Raw genomic sequence first — 24,221 nt, forward strand, 5'->3', positions numbered from 1 at the left:
AGCAGGACAAAAAATCCCATTAATCTCACTAATCTCATAAAATCCCGGTTCAGACAAAATCACCGTTCAGGTTTATTATTTTTGTATATGCTCCAGCTAAGCCAACTCTTCATCTACCCCATCAAATCCCTCGGAGGTATATCCGTACAAAGCGCCGAGGTCACCAGCCGCGGTTTTAAGCACGACAGGCGACTGATGTTAGTTAACGAATACGGCCACTTCATGACCCAGCGCGAGTTTGCTAAAATGGCTTTGCTGAAAACCATTATCGAGGGTAATGGCATACGGGTTAGCAATCAAAATGGCAATAGTGTGTTGATCCCTTTTGATATCGATAAACAACCATTACATCAATTTGCTGTTTGGGATGATACCTGCATGGGGCAATATATTAATGATGCTATCGATGAGTGGTTTACCCAAACCCTCGATATCAAATGTCGCTTGGTTTATATGCCCGATGATAGCGAACGTGAAGTAGATCAACGTTATGCCAAACCGGGTATGATCACCTCTTTTGCCGATGCCTATCCTTTTTTGTTAATTGGCCAGAGTTCGTTAGATGACCTTAACAAACGCATGGCATTGCCTTTACCAATGGACAGGTTCAGGCCAAACATTGTATTTACAGGAGGTGAAGCTTACAGTGAAGACTTGATGAATCAAGTTGAAATATCGGGAATCACTTTTTATGGAGCCAAGCTTTGTGCCCGTTGCGTGCTGACCACTATCGATCAGCAAACGGCTGCAAAAGCCAAAGAACCTTTAAAAACCCTCGCTTCGTACCGGATGAAGAACAATAAGATCATGTTTGGCCAAAACCTGGTGCATGAAAATACCGGCACTATTTCGGTTGGCGACGAACTAAAAGTACTAAGCACCCATACCGAAGAGCGATTTATAATTGAATATAAACCAGCGAAAACCGCATGAAACCTACCATAATAATTGAATACTGCCCCAAATGTAACTGGATGATGCGGGCCGCATACATGGCGCAGGAACTGCTTACCACGTTTACCGATGAGGTGCACGGCATTACCCTTGTACCCAGCGAAGTAAGCGGCAGATATACCATCAGCATTAATGATGAAATATTATTCGATAGAAAACGTGAAGGCCGTTTCCCGGAGATAAAAGAATTGAAACAGACTGTACGTGACCACATTGCACCAGGTAAAAGCCTTGGTCACTCCGACCGTTAATTTTATCATTTTGATAAAATTAAGTCTGTATAAAATATGCTTTCTATATAATCTATAATATTACTCGAAAAAATCGTTAATTTAGTAATATCTTTATTTAACTTTGTAAGTTTTATTATAGAAAATGCTTTCGAAAAAAACTAAGTATGCAATAAAGGCGCTTGTGGTGTTGGGTAAAAACATGGATCAGCCGCCTATGCAAATATCTAAGATCGCTGAATTAGAGCGCATCCCGAAAAAATTCCTCGAACAGATCCTGCTCGATCTTCGTAACGCCGGTTTCCTTTATAGTAAAAAAGGCGCGGGCGGCGGCTATAGTCTTAACCGCGACCCAAAAGATATTTACCTGGTAAGCATTATGCGTATCACCGATGGCCCTATTGCCATGGTGCCTTGCGCAAGCTTAAATTTTTACCACAAATGTGATGAGTGCCACCAGGAAAGCACTTGCGGCATAAGGGATGTGTTTGTTGATGTAAGGGATGCCACACTCAAAATATTAAGCGAAACCAGCATCGCCGATATCATCAAACGCGAAACTACCCTCATCAGCGTTTAATTTTTCAACCTTCATAAAACTGTCATAACGCAGTTTTTTTTAATTAAATGCTACCATTTCCCTATACTATATATATATTTGGGAAATGAATAGTGAGAGAATTCATAAAATTTACGATAACCAGCTGATCTGTTGCTATATGTGCAACGGAATATCGAGGCTATAAACGTAACATTTAACCATATACGCCTCTTTAGCTATTGCCAAAGAGGCTTTTTTATAAAACATTAATACTTAAAGTATGCAGAGCTTCAGAACGGAACTGGAGAACCCCATTGTTGAGAAGGATATTATCGATCTTGAAAAAAAGATCCGTGCTTTTCGTGAAGGAAAAATTCACGACGAAAAGTTCAGGAGCCTGCGATTAGCGCGCGGAGTTTACGGGCAACGTCAGCCGGGCGTACAAATGGTACGTATTAAACTCCCGTTCGGTAAAGTTAGCTTTAAGCAATTACTGAAAATTGCCGAAATCTCTGACGAGTTTGGCAGCAGCAACCTACACCTTACCACCCGCCAGGATATCCAGATCCACTATGTAAGTTTAGATCGCACCCCACAGCTTTGGGCTAAATTGGAGCAGGATGATATTACCCTGCGCGAAGCATGCGGCAATACTGTACGTAATGTAACTGCATCACCTACCGCGGGTATCGATCCTAAAGAACCATTTGATGTTTCTCCATATGCTTATGCAACTTTCGATTATTTTCTGCGCAATCCTATTTGCCAAGAAATGGGTCGTAAATTCAAGATCTCGTTTTCATCAAGCGATGAGGATACAGCTTTTTCTTACATCCATGATATCGGCGCTATCCCTAAGGTAAATGCTGCCGGCGAGCGTGGCTTTAAAATTATGCTGGGTGGTGGTTTAGGCGCGCAGCCTATCCTTGCCAATATTGTTGAGGAGTTTTTACCTGAAGACCAGCTGATCCCATACATCGAATCGGTGATCAGGGTATTTGATCGCTACGGCGAACGCAACAACCGCAACAAGGCACGTATGAAATACCTGATCCAAAAACTTGGATTGGAAGAAGTGCTTCGCTTAACCCAAATTGAGCGTACCGCCAACAAAGTAAAATCATACCCAATCAACCGCGATGCCGTTGATGCCCCTGCCCTGCCTCCTACCGATACCTATCCGGAGGTAACCATCGGCAACCCGTTACGCTACGAGCAATGGCTGGCTACCAACGTGTTTGAACAAAAGCAAAAAGATTTTTATGGCGTATATATTAAAGTGCCTGTAGGTGATATCTCATCAGATACAGCCCGCGCACTGGTTAAAACGCTGGAGCCACTGGTTGGCAATGAGATCCGCATTACCCAAAACCAGGGGTTACTATTAAAATACGTTCGTAAAGAAGCATTACCTGCTTTGTACGAAGGCCTGGCTAAGTTAGAACTGGCTGCTCCGGGCTTTGATAGCATTGCCGATGTTACCACTTGTCCGGGTACGGATACCTGTAACCTGGGTATCTCGAACAGTATGACCATGGCCCGCGTACTGGAAGACCTGATCTACAACGAATACGAAGATTTTATCTACAACCGTGAGATCAAGATCAAAATTAGCGGCTGTATGAACTCATGCGGACAACATGGTTTGGCGCATATCGGTTTCCACGGCAGTTCATTAAAAGCAGGTACCAAAGTATTGCCATCTGTACAGGTAATGTTAGGCGGCGGTACTGTAGGCGATGGCGAAGGCCGTGCTGCCGAGCGTGTGATCAAAGTGCCTACCAAACGTGCTACAGATGTGCTTCGCTCGTTGTTAAACGATTACAAAGAGTTTTCGCCAGAGGGTGAAACTTACCACCAATATTACGACAGGCAGGGTAAAGATTATTTCTACCGTTTGTTGAAACCATTGGCCGATCTGACCACCCTAACCGATGATGAATACATTGACTGGGGACACCAGGAAACTTTCGTAACCGCCATTGGCGTTGGTGAGTGTGCCGGTGTAGTGATCGACCTGGTTGCTACCCTGTTGTTCGAATCGGAAGAAAAAATGGGCTGGTCTAACGAGGCTTATGCCGATGGCCGTTGGGCTGATGCTATTTATCATGCTTACAATGTATTTGTAAGTTCGGCAAAAGCATTATTGTTGGATAAAGGAGTTAACAGCAGTACACAAATTGGTGTGATCCGCGAGTTTGATGCTCAATACGTTGAAAAAGGCGAATTTGAACTGAATGGTACTTTTAACGACCTGGTTTTACAACTCAACCAAAACGAGCCAACGCAGGAATTTGCAACAGCATACCTGGCACAGGCCACAGATTTTTTAAGCAGAAGTAAGGATAAGAGAGAGGCGCTTGTACAATAATGACCGACGCTAATAAAAATATAAAAGAACCACGCATCACTTTAGTGGGCGCAGGTCCAGGCGATGCCGATCTGATAACCGTAAAAGCAATCAAAGCATTAAAAACTGCCGATGTGGTTTTATACGATGCATTGGTTAATGAAGAAATACTGGACTACGCCCCCAAAACCGCTACTAAAGTTTATGTAGGCAAACGTTCGGGCGAGCACTCCTTTTCGCAGGAAGCCATAAACAATTTAATGGTTGATTACGCCCTGAACTACGGGCACGTGGTGAGGTTAAAAGGCGGCGATCCATTTGTATTCGGTCGCGGATACGAAGAATTGATCATAGCTGCAGAACATAACATTCCGGCTTCGGTTGTACCTGGCATTTCAAGCTCTATTGCAGTTGCCGAATTGCAGAATATCCCCGTTACCCACCGAGGCCTGAGCGAAAGCTTTTGGGTAGTTACCGGTACAACAGCTAATGGAAAAATCTCAAATGATCTGATCGAAGCCTCACGTTCAAACGCTACCGTGGTAGTTTTGATGGGTATCCATAAACTGGCCGAGATAACCGAAATATTTAAGTTACAAGGCAAGAACAAACTACCGGTAGCCGTTATCCAAAGTGGCAGCACCGCGAGCGAAAAAATTGCTATTGCAACTGTAGATACTATTGTTGGTGCGGTTGAAGAAAGCAAAATTTCATCGCCGGCTATTATTGTTTTGGGCGAAGTGGTATCGCTTCACCCTAAATTTCAATTGATAAAAGAGGTATATGACGTTGTTGCCCAAGGATAAAAGTTTAACCAATATTCAGGACCAGAAACAGGAAGGCAACCAGCTTTTCCCTGTTTTTTTGAAACTGAATAACCTGCATACCGTGCTTATTGGCGGCGGCAATGTGGGTTTGGAAAAACTCACCGCGGTGCTTAACAACAGCAACCACGCGAGGGTAACCGTTATTTCGCGCGAGTTTCTGCCCGATATTCATACTCTTGCGGCACAATATCCCGGCATCCGTATTGTACAAAAATCATTTACTGATGATGACCTGAACGATGCCGATATAGTAATTGCGGCTACCAACGATAGCGAGCTCAACCAATACATTCGCAATGCCGCGCACGATCGTAAACTACTGATCAACGTAGCCGATAAACCCGAACTATGTGATTTCTACTTAGGATCGATAGTGCAAAAAGGCGACCTGAAACTGGCCATATCAACCAACGGAAAATCGCCAACCGTAGCCAAACGGTTAAAAGAAGTACTAAACCAAAGCCTTCCTGCTGAACTTGACACTACCTTACAGCAAATGAGCGAACTAAGAAACACCCTTGAAGGCGACTTTGCCGACAAGGTTAAAAAACTAAATAATGTAACCGCCGTATTGGTTGAACCCAAAGCAGCCAGCCGGAAAAACTTCATCTGGCTCATCTGGTTAACAATTATCGCGGCTTTAGCTATCGGCATAACCGCGCTTTATTTTAAAGAGCCAAATTTCAAGGCGTTTGTAGGTGGCATAGATCCAATATTTTACTACTTTTTAGGAGCTGGTTTTTTGTTTGCGATGATTGATGGTGCCATAGGCATGTCGTACGGTGTAACTTCAACATCATTCTCATTAACCATGGGCATCCCTCCTGCCGCTGCAAGTATGGGCGTGCATTTATCTGAGGTTTTAAGTTGCGGCATTGCTGGTTGGATGCATTACCGCATGGGCAATATCAACTGGAAATTATTTAAACTGTTAGTGGTTCCCGGTATAGTAGGCGCGTTTTTAGGAGCTTATATCCTTTCATCGCTCGAGCATTATGCCATGTATACCAAACCAGTTGTATCGCTATATACTTTGATACTGGGTATAGTGATATTTAGAAAAGCATTCAGCACACAAAAGAAAAAATCGGCAGATAAAGTAAAACGCATTTCCCTGCTTGGTTTGGGAGGTGGTTTTATAGATGCTGTTGGCGGTGGCGGTTGGGGGTCTATCGTATTGTCTACTTTAATTGCAGGCGGTCGCAGTCCACGTTTTTCGTTGGGCACCGTTAAGCTTTCCCGCTTTTTTGTGGCGATGGTTGGCTCTATAACCTTTGTGGCCATGGTTAACGGCAACAATTGGCATGCTGTGGTTGGCCTGGTGTTGGGTAGTGCTTTGGCATCACCTATCGCTGCTAAGATCTCTAACAAGATCTCGGCAAAAACTATTATGGTTGCTGTTTCCGTTATCGTTATCCTCATCAGCGTTCGTTCTATCCTTAAATTCTTCGTTAAGATACCATGAGCTTAGCTTTAGAAAATATACAACAATTAATCGGCGGTCTTACTCCTGTCGATGCACTTACCAAACTGGCCGAATCATTTCCGGGCGAAGTGATCTTTTCTACCAGTTTTGGCTGGGAAGACCAGGTGATCAGTCACATGATCTTTGCCAATAATATACCCATTAAAGTATTCACACTCGAAACCGGCAGGCTTTTCCGCGAAACCTATTCCGTTTGGGCTGCTACCATGAACCGGTACCAGAAACCAATTCATGCCTACTACCCTAACAATGATCTGTTAGAGGAAATGGTAAGCAAAAAAGGCCCTAACAGCTTTTACGAATCGGTAGAGAACCGTAAAGAATGCTGCGGCATCCGTAAAATAGAACCACTTAAACGTGCGCTAAAAGGCAACAAGATCTGGATAACCGGTATCCGTGCCGAGCAATCTGTTAACCGCCATGATATGCACGATACCGAATGGGACGAGCAAAACCAACTGGTAAAGTTCCACCCTATTTTCAGCTGGACATTAGATGAAGTGAAAGCCTATATCAAGCAATATAACATCCCCTACAACTCACTTCATGATAAAGGCTTCCCGAGCATTGGCTGTATGCCATGCACCCGTCCTGTAGCCGAGGGTGAGGATTTTAGAGCAGGCCGTTGGTGGTGGGAAGATCAATCCAAAAAAGAATGTGGATTGCATGAGGTAGCCGCTAAGTAAAACCGCTGATTGATTTGATTACGCTGATTTCGTTGATGAAATCGGCAAGTACAATTCATAAAACGACGAGTTAACGATGCTTTTTTTTATACGTAGGTCAATTGGTTGAAAAACCGGTTGGCCTTTTTGTTTTCATTCTGAATCGCCTATCCATTACGTTATTGCGAGGTACGAAGCAATCCCAAAGAGGCAGAGGCGCTATGCAAATCCGCCCTGTATAGTCGGGGATTGCTTCGTACCTCGCAATGACGGAGCGTATAAAAGTAAAAGGGATGAAGCTTATCGCCCCATCCCTTACAAACTAATATAAAACGTAATAAAAGCTCTTATTTGTTATTTCCGGCTAACAAGCCATCAAGCGTAACCGATACATAGTATAAACCGCCGATGGTTGGACCGCCTGCATATTGATAATATCTTTTGTTAAAGATATCGGTAGCACCAACTTTAAATGTTGCGTAGTATTGCGGTACGCGGTAGGTAACCTGCGCGTCAACCGTTTTGATTGATGGTACAGTACCGGTAACCAGCGGGCTTTCCCACAAGTATGACTGCTGCCACTTATAAACCACGTTGAAGCCAAAGTTTTTAACCACCTCACGGTTACCAAACGATACGTTGCCAGACCATTCTGGTGTATTGAAACCTGTAACGAAGATATCTGAAGCTTTTTGAGCCTTCAGCTTGTTGAAGCTTACGTTACCCGAAACCGTGTAGTGCTGATAAAAGTTATAAGTAACACCGGCAGATGAACCATAGTTATTATAGATATTTTTAGCATTGGTATAAACACGATACCTGGCCTGGCCCTGACTTGCAGCGTTAGTTGAGCTACCTGTTGTTGGGTCGCGGTTAACATCAAGCATAGCCAATACGGCTGCATCAGAGCCTACAGTAGCACTATTAGGCACAAATACCTGCACCTGACCAAGGAAACCATTGTAACGGTTGGTATAAGCATCTATATCGATAAATACTTTGTTATCAGCAACGATACCTTTATAACCGACTTCATAAGAGGTGATCTGCTCAGGGCGTGCCGGCGGCAAGTTAGCTACCTGTAGTAAATTGCGGTTAGCCAAAGCTGCCTGGTCGCTACCACCCGCAGCCGTTACAGCAGCGTTGAAAGCTACAACCGAAGTTTGAGTATAGCTATTACCCAAGTAACCCAAACCTTCGTTAATAAATGGCAAACTACCCACACGTTTTACACGACCGTTATTTACATATGATAAAGCTTCAAACAACGATGGGAAGCGGTAACCATTTTGGAAGGTAAACCTAAAGTTATGATTTTGATTAACGGTGTACACAGCAGCCAAACGAGGAGTAAATTTAGGATCGAAGTATGGATTACGGTCCCAACGGATAGAACCGAATAATTTCAATTTATCATCGAAGAAGGTTTTAGTAACCTGTGTAAAGGCACCATATTTTTTGTAGATGACATCTTTACCAAAAGAACCATCAGCAAGTGGAGTGTTCCTATCGGCAATAGAACGGGTAAAATCTACGAAGTTGTTTCCGTCCGGGGTGATACTGTAAACACGCACATCGGCACCAACCAACAGGTCAACCACTTTTACTTTATCGCTCAGGTCCCATTGTGCCTCGCCATTATACATATGACTTTTTTGTACCAAAGCAGCGCCACCTGTAACGGGAGCATTAGGGATCAGGCTCGATTTAATATCCCAGTTATTGATACCGATAATGGTTTTACGCAAAGCATCAAACTCTGGCGTTCCCGGTTCAACACGGCCTTTATCGGCAGCGGCACGGGCAGCTTGCTCCGCAGCAGCTAAATTGGCAGATGTTAACACGCCGCCGTTATACGCTTTTAAAGCATTGCCATATAAAGTCCCCCAGGCTGAGTTGCTGGCATGGTTAAGGTCAAGGTTATCAGCCAGTGGTTTTACATTGAAAGAGTTGCCTGTATTTTCGATAGATTCATAACCGCGAACCAGGAAATCTTTACCTTTTAACTCCACTTTATGGTTTTGTACGGTAGCACCCTGTAACGAAATTTTGTTACCGCGTTGAAATACACCATCCAGTTTACCATAACGGTAAGTATATGATAACGTAGTATTAGGTGTAAGTTTATAAGCCAAAGTACCATCCAATTTTAAGTTTTTAACATGAGGATCAACCAAGTCAACCTCATTGTAGCCAGTACGGGCCACTAACAAGTTCGGACGGGCTTTGCCATCAACAGTAATACCTTTAACAGTTACTGTGTTGCTACCCGCGAGCGCGTCATCACCGTATTTGTTCCAGCCATCATAAGCAGCATTGCTTGTTCCGGTCAATTCAGGATAAGCAGGGTTAGCCGATTTCAGGTTGGTTGGGTTTTGATCATTGCGGGTATCTGATTGCCAATCCTGACCTTGCATATAGCTAAAGTTCACCTTAAACGCGAATTTATCGTTGAAAGCTTTAGCATATCTGAATGCGTCTTCGGTTAATGAGCTTGCTCCTAACCTGTCTTTACCCACGTGGTTCAATCCCTGGCGATGATAAACACTTAAGCCTTGATATTTAAAAGGATCTTTAGTAAAAAGGTTTGATAAACCATTAATAGCGTTTGTACCATAAAGTGCCGCAGCAGCACCAGGAGTAATCTCCAAACTGGCAATATCCAACTCGGTTGGGCCAATAGCATTACCCAGCGGTACGCCTAAAGTGGCCGATTGCATATCTACACCATCAACCAGTTGCATAAACCTAAAGTTGTTTGGACTGTTAAAACCGCGGGTATTGGGCACTTTAAGGGTGATACTGGTGGTGGTCATCTGCACGCCTTTCACATTTTCCAAAGCATCATAAAAGCTTGGGCCAGGCGATTGTTTCAATGCGGTGATGCTCAGCTTTTCGATAGCTACCGGCGAACGGAGTAATTTTTCTTCTTTACGCGATGCTGTCACTACTACCTCGTTAACCAATAACGACTGTGTAGTTAAAGTTATATTTACCGCGCTGTTGGCGTTTCTGATAGTAAATTCCTGTGGTTGGTAACCTATCGCACTAAAAACCAAAGTGTATGGTAATTTGGCGCTGGTTGTTAACGAAAATTTACCGGTTGTATCTGTTGACGTTTTATTGGTTGTACCTTTTATGGATACGGTTGCCCCTACCAGCGGCTTCCCCTGGTCGTCGTTTACCTTTCCGCTCAAAATGTATGAGCCATTTAATTGCGCATAACTTAGGCCTGGTAACAGTACCAGGAAAAGCACAATTATTTTAATTGAGTTTGTAAAAATTTTCATGAAGTGATTTTGTGTGGTGGTAAAAAAGTGATTTGGTTTGTTGTGTTATTGATTGATGAAGATTGGATTCAACAACAACACATGGCAGTTAGGCGCTGCATTTTAAACATGGAATGAATGGCAATTGCATTAATACGATACATTGTCTATAGAATTAGTCGACAAAAATATAAATTAAAAGCTGACTGTCAAGGGTATTGGTATGTTTTTTTACTTTTTTGATGATTTTCGCATCATTTCACTATAAAATCCATCATTTTAGTGGATAATTTGAAATAAACGGGGTCAAATTTCTTCCAAATTTGTAATATTGCCCTTCAACCTTCTACAATTATAATGGCCTTCAACTACCAGCGTATTATTATAAAAATTGGCTCGAACGTATTAACGCAAAAAAATGGCCTCCCCGATCAGCAGCGGATAGCGCACCTGGTTGATCAGATCTCGGCTATCAAAAAACAAGGGAAAGAGGTAATATTGGTATCATCCGGAGCGGTAGCTTCGGGCCGAAGCCTTATTACCGTATCTGAGAAAGCCGATGCTGTAGCCGCACGCCAGCTACTTGCCTCTATCGGACAGGTAAAACTGATCAATACATATTCGCAGCTTTTTGAAAAGCATAATATATTATGTTCGCAGGTATTGGTTACTGCCGAGGATTTTCGCGACAGGAAACACTACCTCAACATGAAGAACTGCCTTGAAGCTTTATTACAGCACGAGGTGATCCCGGTGGTTAACGAGAACGACGTAGTATCAGTAACCGAACTGATGTTTACCGATAATGATGAACTGGCCGGTTTGCTGGCCTCTATGCTCAACGCCAATGCCCTCATTATTTTAACCAATGTTGATGGTATTTTTAACGGTGATCCTAAAGCAGAAGGTTCGGCAGTAATTGATGAGGTTAGCGGCAAGGAAATTGATTTTTCGGCATTTGTTTCGTCGGGCCGGTCACAATTTGGCCGTGGCGGGATGATCACCAAATCAACCATGGCGCAAAAAACTGCACAGTTAGGCATCAACGTTCACATAGCTAATGGTACAAGAGATAACGTAATTACCGATCTTTTAGATAAGAGCGTTATTCATACCCGCTTTGTGCCGAGTAAAACAGCCTCGGGCAAAAAGAAATGGATTGCCCATTCCGAAAAATCGGCCACAGGCAGCGTGCTGATCAATGCCGGTGCCAGGGAAGCCCTCCTATCCAATAAAGCAACCAGTCTGTTACCCATTGGCATAGTTGGCGTAATTACCGATTTTAAAAAAGGCGACGTTATTAAAATTATTGACGATACTGATAAACTGATAGGCCTTGGCGTTGCCGAATACGGATCGGACAAGGCCCGCGAGCGCGTTGGCCATAAAAACCAAAAGGCGCTGGTACATTATGATTATCTTTACTTACAAGGCTAAAACACCATGAAATATAACAGCTATTTTGATAAAGCCCGCGAAGCCAGCCGCAAGCCTACCCTTGCCACCGCTTTGATAAACCAGGTACTTGAAGATGTGGCAGCTGAAGCCATAGCTCAAACCGATTATATATTGGCCGAAAACCAAAAAGACCTCGACCGCATGGATTCGGCCGATCCAAAATACGATCGTCTGAAACTCACTGCCGATCGTATTAAAGGTATAGCCGAGGATATGATCAGCGTAGCTAAACTCGACAGCCCGCTTGGCAAACAGCTTTCGTCTTCAGAAATGCCTAATGGTTTATCCATATCAAAGATCAGGGTGCCGCTTGGTGTAGTTGGTGTTATATATGAGGCAAGGCCAAATGTTACTTTTGATGTTTTCGCGCTTTGTTTTAAAACAGGCAATATAAGTGTATTGAAAGGTGGCAGCGATGCCGATTTTTCAAATAGAGCCATCATTTCGGTTATCCATCAAATATTGGAAAAACATGGTGTTGATATCAATGTGGCAACCTTGCTCCCTCCCGAACGTGAGGCAACCGCAGCGTTGTTAAATGCTATTGGCTATATTGATGTGCTGATCCCAAGGGGAAGCCAATCACTTATTGATTTTGTGCGGGACAACAGCAAGGTTCCGGTTATTGAAACAGGTGCGGGCATTGTACATACTTATTTTGATGAAAGCGGCGACCTGGAAAAAGGTGCCGAGATCATCGCCAATGCCAAAACACGCCGTGTGAGTGTATGTAACGCCTTGGATTGTTTGATCGTTCATTCCTCGCGCTTAGACGACCTACCACGACTGGCCCATATTCTCAAACAAAAAGAAGTAGAGATTTTCGCCGATGAGCAAGCGTTTAAAGCCCTTGAGGCAGATTATCCCGCTGCCCAACTTCACCAGGCTAAACCCGAACATTTCGGTACCGAGTTTTTATCCATGAAAATGGCTATTAAAACAGTAGGTTCTTTTGCTGAAGCGTTGGAATATATTGCCGCGAACAGTTCAAAACACAGCGAAGCTATCATCTCTGAGGACGCTGATAATATCGCCCAATTTTTAAATGATGTGGATGCCGCCGCAGTTTATGCCAATGTATCAACAGCCTTTACAGATGGTGCACAGTTTGGCCTTGGTGCAGAGATAGGCATCAGCACCCAAAAACTCCACGCCCGCGGGCCAATGGGGCTTGAAGAACTTACCAGCTATAAATGGTTGGTTAAGGGAGACGGGCAAACCAGAAACCCGTAAAAACTCCCCTACCACCTCGTCATTGCGAGGCACGAAGCAATCCCCAATTAGCAGATCCGCCCTGTATAGTTTGAGATTGCCTTGTGCCTACCCATGACATGTTTAAAAATGGGTGTCATGCTGAGCTTGTCGAAGCATGGCGGGCTGGCCTCTGCGCGCGACCCTTCGACAAGCTCAGGGTGACAGGCCGACTCACCTGATGTCATATAAACCTTCAGCGGCGACGTCTTTTTTTTAAAATTTACTGCATAAAAAAGGTGCCTGCTGTGAGTTGCAGGCACCTGAAACGTGTTATCCTATATTGTTAGGCGTTACTTTATCAAGTAGTTCGCTGCGGCAATAAAGCAAATAAGCACTAAAATAACGCCCTGTAATTTTTGTTCTAAAGTCAATTGAGTTAACATCGTTTTATTAATTAGGATAAAGCAAATTTATAATGTAATAGGTCTGTTACAATAGTTACGTTCACTTTTACGTTATTTTTAATAAATAATGTTGTAGGTTTTTATAATAGTCAACTCAACATTTATAAATTAAAATTTTAACAATAAAATGGTTTGTACGTTGAAATTAGTGTAGCAGTTACACATGTGCAAACCATTATCTTATAGCTAAAATCTCTACGAAAAAGCGCGATTATCACATTTTTTTCTCACCCGCTTCACAAAGCGTTTTTCTAAGTTTCTTTTGTTAAAAAAGTATCGGTTTTGCCCCGTTAAAAAAGACTTATTATCACATATTAATATAATGTTAAGCTTATTGCGGTTTAAACATTTAAGTGATATTGAGGAAACAGCTGCGAACCACTAATACCTTTATATTTGCAGGTATTCATTTTACCCTAACCTGACTAACCATTCGTTAACATAGCGATCAATTAGGTATCTTTGCAAAATTATGAGTAAGCACGGTAGGATCTTAGTGGCCATGAGTGGCGGAGTTGATAGTTCGGTAGCAGCAGTGATGCTGCATGAGCAGGGCTATGAAGTTATCGGCCTAACCATGAAAACCTGGGACTATGCCTCATCCGGCGGTAGTTCTAAAGAAACCGGTTGCTGCAGCCTTGATAGTATCAATGATGCACGGGCTTTGGCAGTAGGCTATGGTTTCCCGCATTATATCCTCGATATCCGTAACGAATTTGGCGATTTTGTGATCGATAACTTTGTAGACGAATACCTGGCCGGCCGTACCCCTAACCCATGCGTTTTATGCAACACCCACATTAAATGGGAGGCATTATTAAAACGTGCCGATAAACTCGATTGCGAATTTATCGCTACCGGTCACTACGCCAATATCCGTTTGCAGGATAATGGCCGTTACGTGATCTCAAAAGGTAAAGACGAAAACAAAGATCAATCATATGTACTTTGGGGCGTATCGCAAAAAAACCTTGCGCGTACCAAATTCCCTTTGGGCAGTTTCTCAAAACCGGAGATCAGGCAGATGGCTTTGGATATGGGCCAGATCGAGCTTGCAGGAAAAAGCGAAAGCTACGAGATTTGTTTTGTGCCCGATAACGATTACCGCGCCTTTTTAAGGCATAAGGTTGAAGACCTTGACGAGCGTGTTGGCCCCGGCAATTTTGTATTGACCGATGGCCGCGTTGTAGGCAAACACCAGGGATATCCTTTTTATACCATTGGTCAGCGTAAAGGTTTGGGTATAGCATTGGGCCACCCTATGTTTGTAACCAAGATCGATCCGCACACTAATACTGTAGTATTGGGTACGGCCGAAGAACTGGAACGCAAACAGGCTTGGGTAAAAAATCTCAACCTGATAAAATACGAAAACATAAACGAGCCGTTGGAGGCCGTTACCAAAATACGTTATAAAGATGCAGGTATGCAAAGCACTATCCTGCAAATGGGCGAGCATATGAAGGTTGATTTCCATCATAATGTATCGGGCATAGCTCCGGGACAGTCGGCTGTATTTTATGAAGGAAATGACCTTTTGGGTGGTGGCTTCCTGATGTAATCACTTCTTCCGATATTATTTCGTTAACCCTTATTTTTCACAGTGTTATTAATTTATTAAAATTAGTAACACTGTATTGCAACACTCTGGCAACATAGCCTTAATTTTCTGCGATTTTTTCAATCATTTAGCTTTTTAATACCCCTCCAATTAAAAAACTAATTGGTGTTTCGCTTACTTTATGTTTTATTTGCAAAAACTAACACTGCGTAAATGGCCAAAAACCTACTAATAGTTGAATCACCGGCAAAAGCGAAGACCATTGAAGGGTACTTGGGCAAAGACTTTACCGTAAAGTCGAGCTACGGGCATATCCGCGACCTGGTTAAATCGGAAGACGCGATTGACATAGCTAATAACTTTAAACAGAAGTACGAAGTACCCGCTGATAAAAAGCAGGTAGTAAGCGAATTAAAGAAGTTAGCGAAGGAGGCCGAGATGGTTTGGCTCGCATCCGATGAGGACCGCGAGGGTGAGGCCATATCATGGCACTTGTTTGAAACGCTTGATTTGAAAGATGTAAGCACCAAACGCATTGTTTTTCACGAGATCACTAAACCTGCTATTTTAAAAGCGATAGACACGCCACGTAAAATAGATTACAACTTGGTGAACGCTCAACAGGCACGCCGCGTTTTGGATAGGCTGGTAGGTTTTGAGCTTTCCCCTGTTTTATGGAAAAAGGTAAAACCATCACTCTCGGCTGGTCGTGTACAATCTGTAGCTGTACGTTTAATAGTTGACCGCGAACGCGAGATCAATAAATTTAAATCTGAAGCTGCTTTTAAAATAGTAGCCATATTTGGCAAGGGCAAAGAAGCATTTAAAGCCGAACTGCCAGAGCGTTTTGCTAAGCAGGAAGATGCCGAGAAGTTTTTGCAGGATTGTATTGCAGCCAACTTTGATGTAAGATCATTAGATACAAGGCCAACCAAACGTTCGCCAGCCGCGCCATTTACCACCTCTACATTACAACAGGAAGCCAGCCGTAAATTAGGTTATTCGGTTGCGCGTACCATGCAGGTAGCGCAAAGGCTTTACGAAGCCGGTTATATTACTTATATGCGTACCGACTCGGTAAACCTGTCGGAACTGGCATTAAATTCGGCTGCTAACGAGATCGTATCCGCATACGGCGAAAAATATCACCAGCAAAGAAGATACAAAACCAAAAACGCCAGCGCACAGGAAGCGCACGAGGCGATAAGGCCAACATATTTTAATAACCATACTATCGATGGCGAATCGGCAGAGAAGCGTTTATATGAGCTGATCTGGAAACGTGCCATCGCTTCGCAAATGAGCGAGGCGCAGTTTGAAAAAACTACCGCCAAAATCAGCATCTCAACCCGTAGTGAGGATCTGGTTGCCAATGGTGAAGTAATGAAATTCGACGGCTTTTTGAAAGTATACCTCGAATCGAACGATGATGAGGATGATGCTCAGCAAGACGGCGAAAACAGCATGCTCCCACCGCTAACTCAAGGCCAGCGTTTGGCTTTGCAGGAAATGTCGGCTACCGAAAGGTTCTCTCGCCCGCCTGCACGTTATACAGAGGCAAGTTTGGTTAAAAAGCTGGAAGAGTTAGGTATCGGTCGCCCGTCTACCTATGCCCCTACCATTTCTACCGTGCAAAACCGCGGTTATGTGGTTAAGGAAGAGCGCGAAGGCAAGCAACGTAACTTCAGGGTGATGACATTGAAAGCCGGCGGTATCATCAAAGAAGAAAAAACCGAAAACACCGGTGCCGAGCGTGGCAAATTATTCCCAACCGATATTGGTGCCGTAGTGAACGATTTTCTGGTACAGTATTTTAAAGATATTGTTGATTTTAACTTCACCGCCAGCGTTGAAAAACAATTTGACGAGATAGCACAGGGCTTGAAAGAGTGGACAGATATGCTTCACGACTTTTATAACCCCTTCCATAAAGAGGTTGAAAACACCATCGAAAAAGCCGACAAAGCTACCGGCGAGCGCGAATTAGGCGTTCACCCGGAAAATGGAAAAAAGATATCAGTACGTATAGGTCGTTTCGGGCCGTTTGTACAGATAGGTGAAAGCGCTACCGATGAGAGCGAAGAAAAACCGCTATATGCAAGCCTGCGCAGCGGACAAAGCATCGAAACCATCAGCATTGAAGAAGCCCTTGAACTTTTCAAGCTGCCCAAAGTAGTTGGCGAATACGAAGGCAAGGTAATGAAAGTGGCTATCGGTCGTTTCGGACCATACATTAGCCACAACAGCGCGTTTGTTTCTTTACCAAAAGAGATCGACCCGCACGATGTTACCGAAGCCCAGGCTATCGAGCTGATTGAAGCCAAACGTAAAAAAGATGCCGAAAAGTTGATCAAAGCGTTTGACGAAGATCCGGATGTAAAAGTATTGAACGGCCGCTGGGGTCCATACATAGAGTTTGGTAAGCTAAACGTTAAGATCCCTAAAGATAAAGACCCCAAAACACTTACTTATGAGGAATGCAAAGCTTTAGCCGATGCAACCCCTAAAGATGCCAAGAAAGGCCGCTTTGGCAAAACCGCAGCAGCAGCAAAACCAGCTGCTACTAAGGCTAAGGCACCTGCTAAAAAGAAAGCGCCTGCTAAGAAGAAATAGTTAAAATTTGTTGTAAGGTTGAAATGTTGCAAAGTTTGAAGGTTAGAATCAAAACTTTACAACATTTCAACCTTACAGCTTTATAACATCTCAAAAACATGAAAAAAGACCTGCCCGAAAATGATGTAAAAGATATTGCTGTAGCGGTAGCGCTGGAGAGCGAGAGTGTGGAGAGTAAGGTATGGTACGTTTACCTCATTAACCTAAAAAATGAGCCTATTGAAAATGTGCTCATCACCTCGAAAGGTTATGGCGAAAAAGATGGTGAACAGGTAAAAACCTCAACGTTGAGGCACATGATGCCAGTTGTTGAGGGTAAAGCTTACAAGCTTATCGAGCCTATTGATGAGCAAACTTTCGGCCTTAATAATGAGTATTGGATAAGCTATTATATAGGTAAAGATATCTACGATAAGAAATTTATTTTCCTCCCGGAAAGTATCGTAGAGATGAATTTTATCAAAATTCCGGTGTTAAATAAGCCTGGTGTTATGATAAAATAATTTTCGTGTGAGGTTATTTATTGTCATAATTTTTCTAAATTTCGTGACAATAAATAAGCCTAACCCATGGAAAACGGATACAGCCAATTCCGCCGCCGCCGAACTTTAATTACCGTAGCTACAACTGTTGTTCTTGCTTTACTGATTGTTTACCTGGTGGTGAACAGCCGGAAAAAAACTGCTGTTGATCCGGCTTTTAGCAAGTATATCGAGTCGTACACAACGGGTGTTGTTTCAAAAACCAGTCCTGTAATTATCCGGCTTGCCAGCGATGTGCAGGTAACGCATAGTCAAAATGAAGCAATTGACGAAGATATTTTCAACTTCTCGCCATCTATAAAAGGCAAAGCCGTTTGGCTGGATGCCCGTACCATTGAGTTTAAGCCTGCCGAAAAACTTGATCCCGGAAAAACCTATACTGCCGATTTTAAGCTGAGCAAGCTGATTGAAGTGCCGAATCATTTTGAGCACTTCAGGTTCAGTTTCCAGGTCATGCAGCCCGATTTTACGGTTTCGTTTGTGGGGATGCAAACGGCCAACAGCACCTCAACCACAGAAATGAAACTAAGCGGCGATATCCAGACCGCCGATTCTGAAGATCCATCCGCGGTTGATAAGCTTATTGTACCGAATTATGAAACGCCTATAAAAATTAACTGGGAGCATGACGCGGCCCATAAAAATCACCATTTTACTATAACCGGCCTTACCCGCCTTGCAGGTAAAGCGAATCCGTTAACCATCAACTGGGATGGCAGCGAAATTGGCGTTGATAAAAAAGGCAGTCAACAGTTTGATGTGCCTGCCATTGGCGATTTTAAGGTACTGAACATCCGCGCTGTGCAGGATAACGACCAATATGTTGAAGTTCAGTTTTCGGATAACATTATGGTTGGCCAGGAATTGAACGGACTTATCGGCATTAATAACCTTGCCGATGCGGCCTACAGTATTGATGGCAGCCTGGTTAAAGTTTACGCGCCCGAGCGGATGCAGGGCAACTACAGCGTATTTGTAAACGAAGGTGTCAGGAATATCGCCTTAAAAAGGATAACTAAAGGCTACACAGCAAACGTATTTTTCGAAAACCGGTTGCCTGCTGTAACCATTCCGGGTAAAGGTGTGATCCTACCAGATTCGGGCAGGTTAATGATGCCTTTTGAAGCTGTAAATCTTAACGCTGTTGACGTTACCATTATTAAAATTTACGAAAGCAACGTACCGCAATATTTTCAAAACAATGGTTTTGATGGCAGTGCCGAATTAAGGCAGGTTGGCAAGCCTATCGTACAAAAAACCATCCGTCTGGATGTAGATAAAGGTTTAAACCTAACCAAGAAAAACCGCTTCATGCTGGATATCGACCAGATGGTACGCACCGAGCCGGGCGCGATTTATCGGGTAGTTATCGGCTTCAGGCAATCGTACTCCTTATTTAACTGTAAACTGCATGGTGGTAAAGAGCGCAAGGATAACGGGGATGAAGATGGCGACGAGTATTATGAGGGCGGCGACTATGGCAACAACTCATCAAAAGTAAGCGATGAAGACGATGAGTTTTGGCAACGCTACGATAATTACTATCCCGAAGGTTATAACTGGCAGGAACGTGACGATGCCTGTACCCCATCCTATTACAACAAACAGCGTTGGGCAACACGTAACATCATTGCATCAAACATTGGTCTGATAGCCAAACGCGGTAATGATAACAGCATGTTGGTTGCTGTTACCGATATTTTAACTGCGAAGCCGATGGATGCCGTGGAGATAGAGCTGTTGGATTATCAGAAACAGGTGATCTATAAAACCACTACCGACGGCGACGGTCTGGCTAAATTCGATCTGAAACGTAAGCCTTACCTCCTGGTAGCCAAGAAAGGCCCGCAACGCGGCTATTTGAAGCTGGATGATGGCAGTTCGCTCCCGCTTTCCCGCTTCAATGTAGGCGGCGAAGAAGTGCAAAACGGCCTTAAAGGTTTTATTTATGGCGAGCGCGGCGTTTGGCGTCCCGGCGATTCTATTTATACTTCGTTTATTTTGGAGGATAAGTTGAAAACCTTACCGGCCGATCACCCGGTTGAGTTTGAATTGTATGATCCAAGCGATAAATTATACAGGCGCATCACCCAAACCAAGGCTGTAGATGGCTTTTACAGCTTCCATACAGCTACCGAAACCTCGTCCCCTACCGGCAACTGGACAGCCAAGGTAAAAGTAGGCGGTGCTATCTTCGAGAAAAAGATAAAGGTGGAAACCATAATGCCTAACCGCCTTAAGCTTAACCTAACTTTCGGCGGTGCGGCGGAATTGACAAAAGGCAACAACGCGAACGGTAAACTAAGTGCTACATGGCTATTTGGCGGCGCGGCACAAAATCTGAAAGCTAAGGTTGATGCCTTTTTATCGGCACAAAACACCAGCTTTAAAAAATATAAGGATTATGTTTTTGACGATCCTACCCTGGCTTTCAACACACAGGTACAAACCGTTTTTGATGGCAAGCTAAGCGAAATCGGTACTGCCGATGTGGATGCCAATGTAAATGTAGAGAAACAGGCTCCCGGTCAGCTTCGGGCCAATTTCCTGGTAAAAGTATTTGAACCGGGAGGTAACTTCAGCATTAACCAGGTGAGTATGCCTTATAATGTTTACCCGGCTTATGTGGGTATTAAAACACCTGAGGGTAGCGATCTATCGGGTATGCTGGTTACCGATAAGGACCATAGTATTGATATTGCCGATGTAGATGTGAACGGCAACGCGCTGCCCGGCAGTCGCGATGTACAGGTTGAATTGTATAAGGTGCAATGGCGCTGGTGGTGGGACCAAACCGGCGATGAAATGAGCAACTTCACGCAGGATAAGTACAACAAACTCATCAAAGCCGAAACCGTAAAACTCACCAACGGCGCAGGCAAATGGAACCTGCACATTAACAAAGCCGATTGGGGCCGCTACCTCATCAAGGTAAAAGATGAACAAACCGGGCACTCAACCGGGAAGATCATTTATGTTGATTGGCCAAACTGGTCGGAAAGGTTGCAATCAACCAACCCTACCGAGGCGGCGATGCTTTCCTTTACTTCGGATAAGCAGGCGTATAAAGTTGGAGAAGAAGCCACGCTGACTATCCCTACTGGCGAAGGTGGACGCGCTTTGATCAGCTTTGAAAACGGCAGCAAGGTTTTAAAAACCGTTTGGGTAGATACTAAAAAAGGCCAAACCCAGTACAGTTTCAAGGTTGATGAAACCATGGCACCTAATGTTTTTGTGAACGTTACGCTACTGCAAAAACATTCGCAAACGGTGAATGATCTGCCTATCAGGATGTACGGCGCTATCCCGTTAACGGTTAATAACCCCGAAACCATCCTGAAACCTGTGATCACGATGCCAGATAAGATCAGGCCCGAAACACAATCGGCTATTACGATTTCCGAAGCATCGGGCAAGGAAATGACCTATACGATTGCCATTGTTGATGAAGGCTTGCTGGATATTACCAATTACAAATTGCCTGATCCGCACGATACCTTCTACGCTCACGAGGCATTAGGCGTAAAAACCTGGGATCTGTTTGATTATGTAATAGGTGCCTTTGGCGGCGGACTGGAGCGTATTTTAAGCATAGGTGGCGACGGCAACCTGGGCAACAATAAAAATGTACAGGTAAACCGCTTTAAATCGGTTGTAAAATACTTGGGGCCATTCCATCTGGATGCAGGCGAAAAGCAAACACAGCGCTTTACATTACCACAATACATTGGCTCAGTAAAAGCCATGGTAGTAGCCGGGCATAATGGTGCTTACGGTATTGCCGAAAAAGCTGTAGCCGTTAAAAAGCCATTGATGATATTGGCTACCCTGCCACGTGTACTTGGCCCATCAGAAACTATTCAACTGCCGGTTACCGTGTTCGCGATGGAGAACAATATCAAAACGGTGACCCTGCAGGTGCAAAGCAACGCTTTCAGTAACCTCGGCGGTAATAATCAAAAAACATTAACCTTCGCTAAGCCAGGCGACCAGTTGGTGACCTTCGACCTGAATGTTAAAGATTTCGTAGGCGTAGGCAAAGTAAAAATAATAGCCAAAAGCGGTTCTGAAACTGCGGCTTACGATGTTGAGCTGAACATTCGCAACCCTAACCCTCCGGTTACCCGCATCATCCAAAAAGAACTGGCACCGGGCGAGGTTTGGAATGCAAATTATCAACCTGTGGGCATCAATGGTACTAACAAGGCAACACTCGAGGTAGCCTACATCCCACCATTGAACTTATCGAAACGGTTAGATTACCTGATCGAGTACCCGCACGGTTGTGTGGAGCAAACCACTTCATCGGCGTTCCCGCAGTTGTATTTAACCCAACTGCTTGACCTGTCGCCAAGGCAACGCGCCGAAACCGACCGCAATATCAAAGCTACCATTAACAGGCTTAACGGCTTCCAGGTACAGGGCGGCGGCCTAAGTTACTGGCCTTACGGCGGCGATGCCGACGAATGGGGCACAAACTATGCCGGCCACTTTATGCTGGCTGCGCAGGCTAAAGGTTACAGCATGCCGCTGGGCTTTATTGACAGGTGGAAGAAGTTCCAAAAACAAAAGGCCTTGAGCTGGGTTCCCCGCACACAGCCTTACTACTATGAAGATGACCTAACCCAGGCCTACCGCCTGTACCTGCTGGCTCTCGCCCGCTCGCCGGAGTTAGGTTCAATGAACCGCCTGCGCGAATTTGCTTTATTAAGCGATGCAGCTAAATGGCGATTGGCAGCCGCATACAAACTTGCGGGCCAACCCGAAGTTGGTTTAAAACTAATAGCAGGGCTATCTACAACGGTTAAACCTTACAACAGCTTATGGGGAACTTACGGATCTGATCTGCGCGACCAGGCCATGATCCTCGAAACACTTACCCTACTGGAACAAAAACAAAAAGCAGCCGGACTGGTGCATACTGTTGCCGCACGCCTATCGCAGGATGATTGGTACAGTACGCAAACCACTGCTTATTCATTGATCTCGCTGGCACAGTTTTACGGACAAAACAAACCGAATGGTAAACTGCAATTCAGCTATCAATCTGGCAGTGCCAAAGGCGATATCAGTACATCATCATATTTATGGCAAGGCGCGCTGGCCGGTAACGGAGGTAAAATCTATCTTAAAAACAGCAGCAATAATAAACTGTATGTGCGGTTGATACAACGTGGCCAGCCGTCATCCGGTCAGGATACTCAAAGCATTATCAATCCAGATGTATTGCAGATTCGTGTTGGTTATTTCAACCTGAAAGGGCAACCGGTTGATCCATCAAGCTTAAAACAAGGCACCGATTTTGTTGCCCAGGTAAACGTTAAAAATCCGGGTAAACGCGGCAGGTATGATAACCTGGCGCTTACGCAGATCTTCCCGTCGGGATGGGAAATATTGAACAGCCGTATGCTGGGCGATGAGGTGTTTAAATCGTCACCGTCTGATTACCGCGATATCCGTGATGACAGAGTGAACACCTACTTCAGCCTGAATGAAGGCCAGGAATCAACTTATTATGTAATGCTGAATGCTGCTTACACGGGCAAATATTATTTGCCAGCCGTGTATTGCGAGGCGATGTATAATAACCAGATCAGCGGATTGCTGAAAGGGCAATGGGTTGAGGTGGTGAAGTAATGCGCCTTTAAAAACTTACGAAGTTTTTGAAACTTCGTAAGTCTGGCCATACTGATAAACAAAACCATGTCATTGCGAGGAGCACCGAGGGCAAAAGCGTAGGGTGCGACGTGGCAATCGCATGCTATACAGGGCGGACATGCCTCCGTGCGATTGTTTCGTACCTTATGATGACATACATTAAAAGTGGGTCATGCTGAGCCTATCGAAGCATGGTGGGTAGGCCTCTACGCGCGACTCTTCGACAAGCTCAGAGTGACAGGCCCGCCAAATGTCAAATATCCTTCAGAGGCGAACGCTTTTATTACTCGCAATTGTAAAGGTTAGATAATTCGGTAACAGAATTAACAAGCAATAAAAAACGTTAATTCAATTATGCGGAACATCAATAATGATCTAACCTTAAAGCGGAATTATCTGAGTAAATATC

At 44.1% G+C, this 24,221-nt stretch carries 14 protein-coding genes; 13 read left to right on the top strand and 1 reads right to left on the bottom strand.

Features of this window, described 5'->3' with window-relative positions; all coding sequences use genetic code 11:
* The first annotated feature begins 87 nt into the window (after positions 1–87).
* The 7 genes from AAFN85_RS23990 to AAFN85_RS24020 all read left to right on the top strand — a co-directional run bounded on the left by AAFN85_RS23990 (position 88) and on the right by AAFN85_RS24020 (position 7,074).
* Positions 88–933: an MOSC N-terminal beta barrel domain-containing protein gene (locus tag AAFN85_RS23990; protein WP_347530271.1), complete on the top strand. Its 846-nt coding sequence runs from the start codon at positions 88–90 to the stop codon at positions 931–933.
* On the top strand, positions 930–1,205 hold the full coding sequence (locus AAFN85_RS23995; protein WP_347530272.1) for a SelT/SelW/SelH family protein: 276 nt from the start codon (positions 930–932) through the stop codon (positions 1,203–1,205). The genes AAFN85_RS23990 and AAFN85_RS23995 overlap by 4 nt, the downstream gene beginning before the upstream one ends.
* A gap of 124 nt (positions 1,206–1,329) precedes the next feature.
* Positions 1,330–1,764 (top strand): Rrf2 family transcriptional regulator, encoded by a 435-nt coding sequence (locus AAFN85_RS24000; protein ID WP_347530273.1) that lies wholly within the window; start codon positions 1,330–1,332, stop codon positions 1,762–1,764.
* A gap of 241 nt (positions 1,765–2,005) precedes the next feature.
* A complete protein-coding gene (locus tag AAFN85_RS24005) occupies positions 2,006–4,096 on the top strand; it encodes a nitrite reductase (RefSeq protein WP_347530275.1) in 2,091 nt (696 codons plus the stop codon).
* Positions 4,096–4,881, top strand: coding sequence for a uroporphyrinogen-III C-methyltransferase (cobA, locus tag AAFN85_RS24010; RefSeq protein ID WP_347530276.1), 786 nt, complete (start codon positions 4,096–4,098; stop codon positions 4,879–4,881). The genes AAFN85_RS24005 and cobA overlap by 1 nt, the downstream gene beginning before the upstream one ends.
* Entirely contained in the window at positions 4,859–6,367 is a 1,509-nt protein-coding gene (locus AAFN85_RS24015; RefSeq protein ID WP_347530277.1) for a TSUP family transporter, read from the top strand. The genes cobA and AAFN85_RS24015 overlap by 23 nt, the downstream gene beginning before the upstream one ends.
* Positions 6,364–7,074: a phosphoadenylyl-sulfate reductase gene (locus AAFN85_RS24020; RefSeq protein WP_347530278.1), complete on the top strand. Its 711-nt coding sequence runs from the start codon at positions 6,364–6,366 to the stop codon at positions 7,072–7,074. The genes AAFN85_RS24015 and AAFN85_RS24020 overlap by 4 nt, the downstream gene beginning before the upstream one ends.
* A gap of 326 nt (positions 7,075–7,400) precedes the next feature.
* On the opposite strand, the gene AAFN85_RS24025 is transcribed toward AAFN85_RS24020, so the two are convergent.
* A complete protein-coding gene (locus AAFN85_RS24025; protein ID WP_347530279.1) occupies positions 7,401–10,343 on the bottom strand; it encodes a TonB-dependent receptor in 2,943 nt (980 codons plus the stop codon).
* A gap of 336 nt (positions 10,344–10,679) precedes the next feature.
* Between AAFN85_RS24025 and proB the strand changes: the two genes are divergently transcribed.
* The 6 genes from proB to AAFN85_RS24055 all read left to right on the top strand — a co-directional run bounded on the left by proB (position 10,680) and on the right by AAFN85_RS24055 (position 23,791).
* Positions 10,680–11,759 carry a glutamate 5-kinase gene (gene proB, locus AAFN85_RS24030; protein ID WP_347530280.1) on the top strand — a complete coding sequence of 360 codons (1,080 nt, stop codon included), beginning with the start codon at positions 10,680–10,682 and terminating at the stop codon, positions 11,757–11,759.
* A 6-nt stretch (positions 11,760–11,765) separates the two neighbouring features.
* On the top strand, positions 11,766–13,013 hold the full coding sequence (locus tag AAFN85_RS24035) for a glutamate-5-semialdehyde dehydrogenase (RefSeq protein ID WP_347530281.1): 1,248 nt from the start codon (positions 11,766–11,768) through the stop codon (positions 13,011–13,013).
* An 897-nt stretch (positions 13,014–13,910) separates the two neighbouring features.
* Complete coding sequence (gene mnmA, locus AAFN85_RS24040) at positions 13,911–14,999, top strand: tRNA 2-thiouridine(34) synthase MnmA (RefSeq protein WP_347530282.1); 1,089 nt, start codon at positions 13,911–13,913, stop codon at positions 14,997–14,999.
* Between the two features lie 213 nt (positions 15,000–15,212).
* Positions 15,213–17,612, top strand: coding sequence for a type I DNA topoisomerase (gene topA / locus AAFN85_RS24045; RefSeq protein ID WP_347530283.1), 2,400 nt, complete (start codon positions 15,213–15,215; stop codon positions 17,610–17,612).
* Positions 17,613–17,710: 98 nt separating this feature from the next.
* Positions 17,711–18,115 (top strand): hypothetical protein, encoded by a 405-nt coding sequence (locus AAFN85_RS24050; RefSeq protein ID WP_347530284.1) that lies wholly within the window; start codon positions 17,711–17,713, stop codon positions 18,113–18,115.
* Positions 18,116–18,181: 66 nt separating this feature from the next.
* Positions 18,182–23,791: an MG2 domain-containing protein gene (locus tag AAFN85_RS24055; protein ID WP_347530285.1), complete on the top strand. Its 5,610-nt coding sequence runs from the start codon at positions 18,182–18,184 to the stop codon at positions 23,789–23,791.
* Positions 23,792–24,221 lie beyond the last annotated feature (430 nt).

Source organism: Mucilaginibacter sp. CAU 1740, from assembly GCF_039839285.1.
In the GTDB taxonomy this organism is placed as follows: Bacteria; Bacteroidota; Bacteroidia; order Sphingobacteriales; family Sphingobacteriaceae; genus Mucilaginibacter.